The following is a 13,046-nucleotide window of genomic DNA, read 5'->3' on the forward strand; positions in this document are numbered from 1 at the left end:
AGAAAACAATTTATTAAGTGAAAACACTAATTCCAAAAAACAAGGTGTGATGAAGCTGCAATTACTACGATATTGTCTGGACCCGATAAAAATCATGATAAAGTTTTGTAAAGCTCATGCCATACTCAAAATAATTTTGTTAATGGTGTCAGCGATTTTGGCTCCGTTAAGCTTTTTGCTAACAGAAGATCTAATCGACAGTGTATCTGAATTATACAAAGGCAATGCGGGTTACACCCACGTGGGTCTGAACCTGGTGCTACTACTTATCACTATTTTGACAATCTCCCTTTGTACGTCGATGGAGGGTTACCTCAATATAAATTTTGATAGATTATTATTGAAAAACTGGACACCGGTCGTATTGAACAAGTATAAGCAGCTCAAATACAGTTGTTTTGAAGATCAAGAAACGCAGGATATTATTTTTCAAATGAGTGACCATCCTAGTGAAAGTATCAAAAACAGTTTTCTTAATATCACGCAGATAGGCAGTTCTCTGCTTTCACTGGTACTACTAAATCTGGTATTTGCAAAGGTTTCTGTCTGGTTGTCAGTACTTTGTTTTTTATTCACGGTTCCCATGCTTTTTCTAAACTATAGAGCTATGACTATCCTCGACAGCCTTTTCTACAAACAATCTGCCGAAGATCGGAAGTTGGGATATTTGTTAGGGTTGTTGACTACTAAATCTTCCCTTTCTGAACTCAAATTATTTTGTGCGGTAGAATATATCGTTAATCAATGGGGAGGGATCAGAAGTAAAGTTTATAAAGAGAGGGTGGGCGCCAATGTAAAATCTCAAAAACTTATCTTTATCAATACTTTATGTGTTATGGCTTGGACGGTGCTAATTATTATTACCTTAGTAAATTATATGTACAACGGACTCATTACTTTAGGGCTTTTTGTAGCTTTAATGGGCTCTCTCAATTCGATTATCAGTATATCTGAGCAGGTCTCCTGGGAATATTCCGAATACTCCCGAAATGTATTGAAGACAAAGTACTATAAGCGTTTTATGTCTTTGCCTGAAAGTGAAGAGAGCGCTGATTTCAAAAAAGAGAGGTGTTTCAATAATCCTGAAATTTGTTTTAATGATGTCTACTTTTCATATCCCCAATCTCAAAAACCGATTCTGCAAGGTGTGTCTCTGACGATAAGACATAATGAGAGAATTGCAATTGTCGGTAAAAATGGTGCTGGAAAGTCTACGCTAATTAAGCTGTTGTGCGGGCTTTATCAACCTGATAGGGGGGAGATCACCATTAATGGTATAGCGCTTTCAAACTTGAGTCAGCATGAGATTTCTGCTCTTTTCAGCGTCGTCTTCCAGGATTTTATGAAATACAGTTTAACTGTACGGGAGAATATAGCCTTAGGGAATATTACAAAAATCCATAACGATGCAGCTATAGATAAGGCCTTGGGACAGGCTGAAACAATGGGATTCCTTAAGCTTTCTGGGAAAGGACTGAACACGCCTTTAGGGAAGCTGGAGGATGACGGCATAGACCTATCTGGAGGCGAGTGGCAGCGGATTACTCTAGCCAGAGCACTTTTCGCGGATTCTTCATTTATCATACTAGATGAGCCAACAGCGTCTTTGGATCCGGTTGCAGAAAGTGAACTTTATCAATCTCTTTCTTTAGTTATAAAAGAAAAAGGTTCGATCATGATCTCACATCGCTTGGCAAGTGCCAAATTGGCAGACAAAATCTTTGTTATAGATGATGGGCGGATCTGCGAAGAAGGCAACCATGATGAGTTAATCGCCAAACAGGGAATTTATGCTGAAATGTTCAGAGCTCAGGCGAAATGGTATGACATGGATAGAACCTCTTTGAGAGTGGGCTACTAATATGTTAAAGCAGCTGGCTAAAATATTTAGAATAGCAATGGACTCTTCGCCCGGATCGCTTTTGATTATTATAATTAGTTCGGCAGCCGGTTTCTTATATCCCGCTGTCTCAACCAGGATTTTGTCATCGATCTTTCATGAGTTTAGCAACACGGCTTTGTTAAATCTGCATAAAATTTATTTTTTCATGGTGCTATTTATAGCGATTTATATCCTGAAAACCATCCTTCAGAGTATCGCTGGGTTATTTGTGTCTATTGGGATTTACGAGAAACTGGGATATCAGCTTAATATTTATATAGGCGAAAAGTGTACGAAGCTTCCTTTTATCAGCATGGAAACACCTGAGATATTAAATAAGTTAAATAGAGCAAAAGATTGTGTAACGAGAGCGGTAATTCCGCAATTAATTATGATTACAATCAGCGTATTCTCCAGTTTCATCTCGGTGCTTCTTGTAATCACTCTGTTAGCATCCTATAGCTTATGGTTTATTCCAATCTCCTTGCTTAGCGTGCTTCCTTATTTAATAGCCAGAATTATCCGGGGTAAAGAATTTTACTATTTGAAATGGTTTCAGGCCCCCAAGCAGAGATCCCTGGATTATTTCTGGAGTCTGTTCAATAATAAGCAGGCTGTAAAAGAAATGCGGGTTAACGGCAGCGGTGATTACTTGGCTGAGAAGTGGACTTATTATCGTGATGCTGTGTTGAGTCAAGAGTGGAATTTCAGAAGGAAAGATAGTCTGACTTTACTGGTGTGCGATTTTCTCAGGGCACTTGGATACTTGACCAGCATATTTTTTGCCTACAGACTTGTTATCCATCATGAGATAACAATCGGACTGTTCGGTGCGTGTATTGCTGCTTTTGCAATAGTGCAAGACCAGACAAGATCTTTCCTGGTGGAATTAGGCCGTTTTAAAGAACACTTGTTGTTCTCGAAAGACTATCTTGATTTCTTGGAATTGGAGGAAGAGGTTGAGGGCATAGCACAAATAAAAGGAGATTTTAATCAAATTATTATGGACAATGTTTCTTTTCTATACCCGAATAGTACAGATTATGCTCTGAAAAATGTGAGCCTACAAATACACAAAGGAGAAAAGCTGGCAATAGTCGGAAAAAACGGGAGCGGGAAAACCACCCTGGCAAAATTAATCATGGGGATGTATTCATCCAGCAGCGGCAGCATTTATTACAATGGAACGGATCTGAAGGCTATCAATAAAACAAGTTATTATTCCCTCATTTCTTCTATATGGCAGGATTTTGTTACCTACAAACTTACCATCAGAGAGAATATTGCGATTAGTAAGACTCAAAAAATGGATAGCGATGAGGCTATTTTAAATGTTGTGAACATGATGGGGATGGAGAAGCTTGTCAGAGAAAACGGATTGGATACCCCTATCGGAAGTGAATTTGGCGGGATTGAGTTATCGGGTGGAGACAATCAGCGGCTTGGATTGGCCAGAACGATGTTCCGGGATAGTTCAATGGTTGTTCTGGACGAACCAACTTCTGCTATGGACCCGACATTCGAATCGGAAGTGCTGGAGAAATTCCTGGAAATTTCAGAGAAGAAAACATCCTTGGTTATTTCTCATAGACTGGGGCTATGCAGAGTGGTGGACAGGATTATCGTCATGAATAATGGTGAAATTGTGGGAATCGGGACTCATAAAGAACTGCTTGAGAACAATGCTGAATACATAAAACTCTATACAGCTCAAGAACAGTGGTATCACTAGTCCACCCGATAGTTTTAAAAACTGATTTTAAATTAAATGAAGCGGGAGTGGAAATATGGTATTAAGTGAGCATATTCTCAGTGTATTGCGGGCTAAAAACGTACCTAGTCATGTTCAAATTGAATTAACCAAAAGATGCAACTGGAGATGCAAGTTTTGTTATGCCGAGTGTGATGAAGACGATGGATTAGATACTGCAACATTGTTCACTTTGTTGGACGATTTAAAAAGAATAGGCACGATTGAAATTAATTTTACTGGTGGAGAACCTTTATTAAAGAGAAGATGTATAGAAATATTTGAAAGGGCTAAATCAATAGGGTTTGGCCTGTCCCTTAATACCAATGGTTCACTAATAAATGAAAAAAACTATAGACAATTCTCTGAGCTGTTTTCGAGAATTGAGATAAGTTTGCACTCTGGAATCGAAAGCGAACATGATCAAATCGTACAGAGAACTGGAGCATGGAAAAAGACAGTTCATGCAATTAAATTGTTGACAGAAGCAAACGTGAAAGTGTTGATGAAATGTGTACTCACTCAAGAAACCCTTAACTCATTGAATTCATTAAACTTGTTATCCAAATCGCTTGGAGTCGAACTAGTAGTTGATTATAACATTACTTCAACATACAGCGGGAATACAAAACCTTTGCAATATAAATTAACAAATGAACAGATTTCCAAGTTAATAGAAACGGACAAATCAGTGGTTTATAAAGTATCTGATGATTATATAGAAGAAAATTATAAAAAAAGAAAACTTTCTGATGGCATCTGCCGGGCTGGAAGAACATCAGCTTTTATTGATGCTGAAGGAAATGTATTTCCATGTATTATTTTTAAAGATACAAGTGTGCCGGAAAACAGCGGTGGTTACACCGAGAACATTAGAACAAAACCGTTTGAAAACATTTGGAGGGACAATTCCTTATTTCATGAGATCCGTACTTTATCTGCGGCTGATTTTGATAAATGTTTAAGTTGTGAAATAGATAATGATTAGAGGAGGAAAGTAAATGAACTCTAAAATCTTACCAATGAAGTATCCAATTATAACTTCTTGGCAATGGCAAGCTAATTTATTTTCAAATGATCAGAGACGAATCGCACGACAAAACCTTTGTTGACTTTTATCAATATCCTATATTAGAGGTTTGCCCATGGATTTATAATCAACATCTAAAACGAGAAACCATTTTGTTTTTTTAAAAAGATATTTGTGAGTTTTTTATCGAGTGTATCGATCTTAATAATTATATTTATGGCGTGTTTGAACAATCCTATTTCGGCCGCTCAGAATTTTTTCCTCACGATACTTTTATATATGGTTACAATATGGAAAAGAAAGTATTTTACATAGCTGATTTTTCTATTAAAGAGAAATACTCTTATACAGAGGTATCATTTTCACAAATTGAAAAAGTATATTTAGCCATTGAGGAAAAAGATGATTGGCTTTTAGATAAAGGGGGACTGCAGCTTCTTAGTTTTAATGCTAAAGGCATATTTGATTTTAAACCCTCGTTGGTAATAGAATTCTTGGATGAGTTCTTACAGTCTAAAAATAGCTTTGAAAAAAGTTGTTTTTATATAAACAATCCTAATAAAAGTGTATTTGGATTAGAGGTTTAAAGCAGTGTAAAATATATTAATTTAGACGAGTGAGAAAGAAATTATTCTTACTGAGGAGATTACAGTGTATTACGGCTCAAGATAAAGCTCTGCTGGTCAGGGAGCATGAAGACCACAACCTTTGATTTGATCCTTTGATTATGGACTTTTTTACATGGAATATAATTATTGATCTTCGATAAATTACGACAGCGTAATATCTGCCCTTCATGTTATTCTATTACTAATACATAATAGCTATACAAAGGGGAAACATTGATGAAAAGGTTGCTTTATATCATTTTGGCAGTAGGTTTAATGATGAGTGTAACGCTCACTGGAGGGGCAGGTACTTCATCTGCTGCACAAGCTAATAAGGTATTGCGTATCGGTCTGGGAAGTCTTCCTGATCAGCTTGATCCGGCAGCAGCTGCGGATGACAGCACAGTGACGGTTCTCAAAGGGTTATTTGAAGGACTGGTCCGGTTGAATGCGGCTGGTCAAGCCGTTCCGGCAATAGCAAAATCATGGACCCTCTCGAAGGATGGCAGAACGTATACCTTTGCGCTTCGCGGGGATGCGAAATGGAGCAACGGGCAGCAGGTGCTGGCCTCGGACTTCGAGTATGCCTGGAAGCGGGCGCTGGCTCCGGAAGCCAAGAATGTCTACGCTTTTAATATGTACATGATTAATAATGCGCAGAACTACAACGAGGGACTTCTGAAGGATACCTCCAAAATCGGCGTAAAGGCGTTGAATAACACCACACTACAGGTCACATTAAAGGAGAAAACCTCCTATTTCATCCAACTGCTCGCAGAGAGCATCTATTTTCCGGTGTACGCTAAGACTGCGAAGGCCAACAACCAATGGGCAACAGACCTTAAGTCTATGGTAACCAATGGTCCCTTCAAGCTCAAGACTTGGAAGAGTAATGAGATTTCTATAGTTAAAAACCCTTCTTATTATGTGGCCCAAGAAATTAAGCTGCCGGAGGTACGTCTGCTGCTGCCTGAGAATCCGACAGTCGCTTATATGGACAAGAAGGTTGACTGGGTTGGAGGCGGAGGGGTGGAATCAGTGGATTATACATCTTTAGATAGCGCATCTTACCGCGACCTGCATGAAGGACCGTATGCTTCCACCTATTTTTATCAATTCAATCTGACTAAGCCGCCGTTTGACAATCTGAAGATCCGTCAGGCATTGGCGATGGCGATTGACCGTGAAGCCTTGCGTTACGGCAATCCGGCGTTTGGATTTGTGCCGCCAAGTATTCATGGGACCCAGTTGAATTTCCGCACAGAGATGTCGGACAAGATGTACTTTCATGAGGATGTGGCGGCGGCCAAGCAATTACTGAAGGAAGGCATGAGAGAAGCGGGACTCACCAAGTTCCCCAGCTTCACTATTATCGTGAATGAATATATCAATCATGACGTTATCGCAAGTAAAGTGATTAAGGACTGGAAAAAGAACTTAGGCATTGAAGCAAGTGTAGAAATCCAAAGCTTCGAGGAACTGTTGGATAATCGTATACATCAAAACTATGCTATAGCAAGAGCGGGATGGAGCGCTGATTTCAATGATCCGGCCTCGATGCTGGAGCTGTTCAGTTCACAGAATGTCTCCAATGATACAGGGTGGAGTAATACAGCGTATGACCGTTATATGCAGCAAGCCCGGCAGGCGGCCGACCCCGGCACGCGTATGCAGATCTATGCCAAGGCCGAACAGCTGCTCATGGATCAAATGGCAGTTATTCCGCTGTTTTACACTGTGACTGATTATTTGAGTCATCCTAATATCAAGAATGTATATGTTGACTATGACGGGTCCATAGCTTTCACAAGAGGCTCGTGGCGGTGAAAAGCGTTTAGAAAATAAGGATCAGGAGGCCATGAGCAGATTGCTGCTTGTGGCTTCTTTCTTTTCCCCTAAGCTCTTCACCAATCGTTCAAAATCAAGCCGTGTCCGTACAGACAACAGCGCATATCTATGCTAATATACATTATGAATGAATTATAAAATATTCATTCATGATTTACTCAGGTATCAAGTGGAGTCACTATTTTGTATTCTATTCTGGAGGGACAAACATGAAGAAGGTCATCGCAATCATCGGCAATCAGCAAAAGAACAATACGTACAGAGCGGTCCGTGAGTTTGAAGCACAGCTCCGAACCTACGGGGAGATTGAGTTTGAGTACATTTTCCTCAAGGACTATAGGTTGGAGTTCTGCCGGGGCTGTAAAACCTGTTTCAGTAAGGGCGAAGAATATTGTCCGCTCAAAGATGACCGGGATGTGCTGATCGGAAAGCTGGAGCATGCAGACGGTGTGATTATGGCGACTCCCAATTATGCGTTCCATGTCTCGGCATCGATGAAGAATCTGCTGGACCGGCTGGCGTATGTGTTCCATCGGCCCCAGTTCTTCGGCAAGACCTATACGTCGATCGTCAATCAGGGGATTCACGGCGGGAATGCGATTGTCAAATATCTTAGCAGCATGGGAGAGAATCTGGGTTTCCAGGTTACCACAGGGTGTGTGCTTAGTACGATGGAGCCAGTGACCACAGCAGCCGCGCAGAAAAATGCAGTGAGAATCCGCAAGTCTGCGGCCCGCTTCTACAAAGGACTGATGCGTCCGGCCCCGCCGACTCCGACATTGTTCCGCTTGCTGATGTTCCGGCTGTCCCGGACCAGTATTCACCATATGCTGGATGAGCGGTCGAAGGATTTCCGGCATTACCAGACTAACGGCTGGTTTGAAGCGGCATATTATTATCCGGTCTCGCTGGGTCCTGTCAAGAGCTTGGCCGGACATCTGTTCGACAGAATCGGTAAAAGAATGGCTAAACGCGCTTAATGATGAATGAACACAAATGTATTCATTCACGACGAGGAGGGTTAAGAGTGGGGTTGAGAGGAGGGTTGAGAGGAGGGTTAAGAGGAGGGTCAACATGAAAAAGAAATGGAAACGCAACCTGCTGCTGTGCCTAACCGCGATTCTCGTGGGACTAATCGGTTCAGGCGCGGCCTTGCTCTATACAGAGAAAGAGCGCCGTGAAGCGCGGGATGTTGAGATTGATCAAGTGAACTTCAACAAGCTGCATGCAGGTGAGTATACAGGTGAATATGCTGGCGGAATGTATAAATGGAGGGCGAATAAGGTGCTGGTTACCGTCACGGCGCACAAAGTTACAGCGATCCAGCTCCTGGACCATGCGGAGAATCAGCCTGCGGCGTCTGCAGATGAATTATTTGACAGAGTGATCCAGGCTCAATCGCTTCAGGTAGACAGCATCAGCGGTGCCACGCTTACAAGCAAAGCCTACCTCAAGGCCATAGAGAATGCCCTTCACAAGGGCGTTGAAAAGTAACAAATATTTTGCAATACTAGCTATACCAATGAGATCCTTATACGAAACAGAACCCAAAGGAGCAATGCATATGCATACCGATTCATTATCCGCCATCGCGGCGGGATACCGCCATTCCGTTCTGCTCTTGCCGGACGGAACCGTGCGGGCTTGCGGCGAAAATACATACGGGCAATGCGAGGTAAGCGGCTGGCGTGATATGGTTGCGGTTGCAGCAGGCAATGCTCATACAGGGAATTCGCATACAGTAGGCCTAAGGCCGGACGGAACGGTGATCGCGGCCGGCTGGAATAAGCATGATCAATGCAACGTGGGCGATTGGCACGATATCGTTGCGGTTGCGGCAGGCTGGCGGCGTACGGTCGGGCTGAAGGCAGACGGAACAGTGGTTGCGGCAGGGAGAAACAACGAAGGTCAATGTGAGGTCAGTGGCTGGTCGGATATCGTTGCGGTTACCGCAGGAGACTGGCACACTGTTGGTCTCAAGGCCGATGGTACGGCTATTACGGCGGGGAACAACCGCTATGGGCAGCGGAATGTGGATGGCTGGCAGGAGCTGACGATGATCGCGGCAGGTTATCTTCATACCACTGGACTTAGAGCAGACGGTACAGTAGTAGTTACAGGTCTGAACAAGCGCGGACAAGGTGAAGTAGGCGGCTGGCGCAAGATTAAAGCCATCGCGGCTGGCAGCCATCATACGGTAGGCCTTCAATTGGACGGCACAGTGACGGCTGCAGGCTGGAATGATTACGGGCAATGTGAGGTGAGCAGCTGGACGGATATTGTTGCCATTGCGGCAGGCTGCACCCATACGCTCGGTCTTAAGAAGGATGGCACAGTGGTTGCGGCGGGGAGTAATGCGTACGGGCAATGTGATACAGCGCTGCTGAATGGACTGTCATCTTAATACAATCTTAATGCCACAGCCGAATCCGTAATACTATGCTCATTATGCACATGCTATACTAACGCTACAGTGTACAATGGCTGGTCTATAGATGGGCTTAGAGGGAAGGAAACCTTCAGATGATAGGGGAAAATACAGCGAAGAAGCGGCGGGGCAGGCTGAGGATATTCTTCGGATATGTGCCGGGGGCAGGAAAGACCCGGGCGATGCTGGAGGCCGCCCATGCGGAGCAGAAGAACGGCCAGCAGGTGCTGGCGGGCTACATTGAAGCCCATGACAGAGCAGATAATGCGGAGCTTATTAATGGACTGGAGCTGATGCCGCCGCTGGACATTCCTGTAAACGGGACCATCGTGCCGGAATTTGATCTGGACCAGGCGATCCGCAGGAGGCCGGACCTGATTCTGCTGGATGAACTGGCCCACATCAATGCTCCGGGCGTACGCCACAAGCGGCGGGTTCAGGATGTAGAGGAGCTGCTGCGCGCGGGAATAGATGTCTACACTACGGTTAGTATAGAACAGCTGGAAAGTATGACCGATGTTGTAGCATCCATGACCGGAATGGCTGAGCCCGCGCGTATTCCCGACAGTGTGTTCGAACGTGCGGACCAGGTCGAGTTCATTGATATCAGTCCGGACATTTGGCTGGAGCGTCTGCATGAGGGGCGAATCTATTCCACGGAGCAGCTCCGGCAGGAGGCCGGTGATCTGTACACTCCCCAGAAGCTGAGCGCTTTGCGGGAATTGGCTCTACGGTACAGGGCGGATCAAATCAAACGTTATGAGGGCAGGTTAGGGGAACGGGCAGTGGAAGCCAGCTTGTACAGCAGAGAGCATATCCTTGTCTGTCTGTCGTCGGCAATATCCAATAAGAAGGTCATCCGCACTGCGGCAAGAATGGCCGAAGACCTACAGGGGGAATTCACTGCTCTCTACGTGGAGACCTCAAGAACGAAAGAGTTAACGGTGAGGAACAAGTCGGAGCTGCGGGAGAATCTGCGTCTGGCCGAACAGCTTGGTGCGCAGGTTGCCACGGTATACGGGGAGGATGTGCCGGGGCAGATCGCCGAATATGCCCGAACCAGCCGGGTCTCCAAAATCATCCTTGGCCGGTCGCAGAATCGCAGCCATTGGCCAATCGCTTCGAATTTCGTAGATAAACTGACGGCTGCTGCCCCGAATATCGACGTCTATATCATCCCGGATCAAGAGTCTGCCTTGCAATCCAAAATCCCGCAGTATGCCAGACCTCCGTTGCTCTCGCTGGCTGATACAGGCAAAACCCTGGGGATTCTGCTGGTCTGCACGATCATCGGGCTGTGGTTCAAGGTTCTCGGCTTCAGTGAAGCGAACATTATCACTGTCTATATTCTGGGTGTTCTGCTCGATGCGATGGTTACAAAAGGACGGCTGTACAGCGCGGTGACGTCGATTTTGAGCGTGCTGGTCTTTAACTATTTTTTCACTGAGCCTTATTTCTCGCTTCAGGCCTATGATTCCGGGTATCCGGTGACCTTCCTCGTAATGCTGGCGGCCTCGTTCATCACCAGTACGTTAACGCTGCGGGTGAAGGAGCAGGCCAGAGAATCAGCGCAAAAAGCCTACCGCACCGAGGTGCTCCTGGAGACCAGCCGGAAGCTCCAGCAGGCCAAAGATACGCCCGCCATCCTGAGCGAGACCGCGCTGCAAATGCTCAAGCTGCTGGACCGGAGCATCATCATCTATGAGGTGGAGGGCGATGGACTCTCGGAGCCGCTCCTGTACGGCAAGGATGGGAGTACGATTGTCGCTCAAAGAGATACGCTGGAAGCGGAGCGCGAGGTAGCGGAATGGGTGCTGCGGAACAATAAACGGGCCGGAGCGTCTACCGATACCTTCTCGGCAGCCCATTGCCTGTATCATGCGGTGCGGAGCGGCGATACGGTGTTTGCGGTGGCGGGAATTGTGATGCAGCAGGAAGAACCGCTGGAGGTGTTCGAGTCAAGTCTGATGATCGCCATGCTTGGTGAATGCGCCCTCGCTCTGGAGAAAGACAAGCTGAACGAGCTGCAAAAGGAAAGCTCCCTGCAAATCCGGCAGGAGCAGCTGCGCGCCAATCTGCTGCGCGGCATCTCGCATGATCTGCGCACGCCGCTTACCAGTATTTCCGGCAATGCGGGAATTCTAATCGGCAACTCGGCGGTGCTGAGCGAGGAGCAGAAGCAGGAGCTGTACAGCGATATCTATGACGATTCCATCTGGCTGATCAATCTGGTGGAGAATCTGCTGTCGATTACCCGGATTGATAATGGCGCGCTTCATTTGAACTTTCAGGCGGAGCTGCTGGAGGAAGTGATCGCGGAAGCGCTGCTGCATGTGAACCGCAACAAGGAGGATCATGTGATCCGGGTGGTGCTGGAAGATGAGCTGCTCATGGCAAGGATGGATTCCCGGCTGATCATTCAGGTGATCATCAACCTGGTAGATAATGCGATTAAGTATAGCGGGTCGGGTTCTCATATTACCCTATCCGCCAGACAGGAAAAGGGGCTTGTTGTGGTCGAGGTTGCGGACGACGGACCGGGAATAGCCGCAGAAGCGAAGGCCAAGGTATTCGAGATGTTCTATACGGCGGATAACGTGCGGGGAGACGGCAGGCGCGGTCTGGGTCTGGGTCTTGCGCTCTGCAAATCAATTATTCATGCCCATGGCGGGCATATTGAAGTACAAGATCATGCACCGCAGGGAACGGTCTTCCGCTTCACCCTGCTGGCAGAGGAGGTGAATGTCCATGAATAAACCCATGATTCTGGTTGTCGAAGATGACAAGCCGATCCGCAAGCTGATTACCACTACGCTGGAGACTCAGGGCTATAAATACCATACCGCAGAGACGGGGGAGGCTTCCATCCTGGAGGCTGTATCCAGTCAGCCGGATCTTATGATCCTGGACCTCGGTCTGCCCGATATGGACGGTGTGGATATTATCCGAAAGGTCCGGGCGTGGTCGAACCTTCCGATCATCGTGGTCAGTGCCCGCAGTGAGGACCGCGACAAGATTGAAGCGCTGGATGCCGGAGCCGATGATTATCTGACCAAGCCCTTCAGCGTGGAGGAGCTGCTCGCCCGGCTGCGGGTCAGTCTGCGGCGAATCCGGGGGGACAGCGAGAAGCTGATGAAGGATTCGCCCTTTTTTGCGAACGGAAATCTGCGGATTGACTATGCGGCGGGCTGTGTCTGGCTGGAGGGTGACGAGATCCACCTGACGCCGATTGAGTATAAGCTGCTGTGTCTGCTGGCGAAGAATGTGGGCAAGGTCCTGACCCATAATTATATCCTGCATGAAATCTGGGGCAGTCCTTCGTACGACATTCCGGCGCTCCGTGTATTCATGGCTACGCTCCGCAAGAAGATTGAGCGCAGCCCTTCCCAGCCCAAGGTGATCCAGACCCATATCGGTGTGGGCTACCGGATGCTGCAGGCGGGGGACGACAGCCGAGTGATTTGAACCGGCTTGCGGAAGAAGCCGCATCGCGTGTTTCA

10 protein-coding genes are annotated in these 13,046 nt (G+C 46.0%); all 10 read left to right on the top strand.

The window, feature by feature from the left end; translation table 11 throughout:
* The first annotated feature begins 49 nt into the window (after window positions 1–49).
* The gene (locus tag MKX51_RS14370; RefSeq protein WP_340992838.1) at window positions 50–1,861 is read left to right on the top strand and encodes an ABC transporter ATP-binding protein; all 1,812 of its coding nucleotides are present in this window, start codon (window positions 50–52) and stop codon (window positions 1,859–1,861) included.
* Between the two features lies 1 nt (window position 1,862).
* Entirely contained in the window at window positions 1,863–3,614 is a 1,752-nt protein-coding gene (locus MKX51_RS14375; protein WP_340992839.1) for an ABC transporter ATP-binding protein, read from the top strand.
* 55 nt (window positions 3,615–3,669) lie between these two features.
* Window positions 3,670–4,620: a radical SAM protein gene (locus MKX51_RS14380; RefSeq protein WP_340992840.1), complete on the top strand. Its 951-nt coding sequence runs from the start codon at window positions 3,670–3,672 to the stop codon at window positions 4,618–4,620.
* Between the two features lie 332 nt (window positions 4,621–4,952).
* Window positions 4,953–5,249 carry a hypothetical protein gene (locus MKX51_RS14385; protein ID WP_340992841.1) on the top strand — a complete coding sequence of 99 codons (297 nt, stop codon included), beginning with the start codon at window positions 4,953–4,955 and terminating at the stop codon, window positions 5,247–5,249.
* A 258-nt stretch (window positions 5,250–5,507) separates the two neighbouring features.
* A complete protein-coding gene (locus tag MKX51_RS14390) occupies window positions 5,508–7,097 on the top strand; it encodes a peptide ABC transporter substrate-binding protein (protein WP_340992842.1) in 1,590 nt (529 codons plus the stop codon).
* A gap of 230 nt (window positions 7,098–7,327) precedes the next feature.
* Entirely contained in the window at window positions 7,328–8,098 is a 771-nt protein-coding gene (locus MKX51_RS14395; RefSeq protein WP_340992843.1) for a flavodoxin family protein, read from the top strand.
* Window positions 8,099–8,192: 94 nt separating this feature from the next.
* Window positions 8,193–8,612 carry an FMN-binding protein gene (locus MKX51_RS14400; RefSeq protein ID WP_340992844.1) on the top strand — a complete coding sequence of 140 codons (420 nt, stop codon included), beginning with the start codon at window positions 8,193–8,195 and terminating at the stop codon, window positions 8,610–8,612.
* Between the two features lie 70 nt (window positions 8,613–8,682).
* Window positions 8,683–9,522 (top strand): RCC1 domain-containing protein, encoded by an 840-nt coding sequence (locus tag MKX51_RS14405; RefSeq protein WP_340992845.1) that lies wholly within the window; start codon window positions 8,683–8,685, stop codon window positions 9,520–9,522.
* A 119-nt stretch (window positions 9,523–9,641) separates the two neighbouring features.
* Window positions 9,642–12,302, top strand: a complete 2,661-nt coding sequence (locus MKX51_RS14410; protein WP_340992846.1) for a sensor histidine kinase KdpD — start codon at window positions 9,642–9,644, stop codon at window positions 12,300–12,302.
* The gene (locus tag MKX51_RS14415) at window positions 12,295–13,011 is read left to right on the top strand and encodes a response regulator transcription factor (RefSeq protein WP_339256611.1); all 717 of its coding nucleotides are present in this window, start codon (window positions 12,295–12,297) and stop codon (window positions 13,009–13,011) included. Before MKX51_RS14410 ends, MKX51_RS14415 begins: the two co-directional genes overlap by 8 nt.
* Window positions 13,012–13,046 lie beyond the last annotated feature (35 nt).

Source organism: Paenibacillus sp. FSL M7-0420, from assembly GCF_038002345.1.
Classification (GTDB): Bacteria; Bacillota; Bacilli; order Paenibacillales; family Paenibacillaceae; genus Paenibacillus_AQ.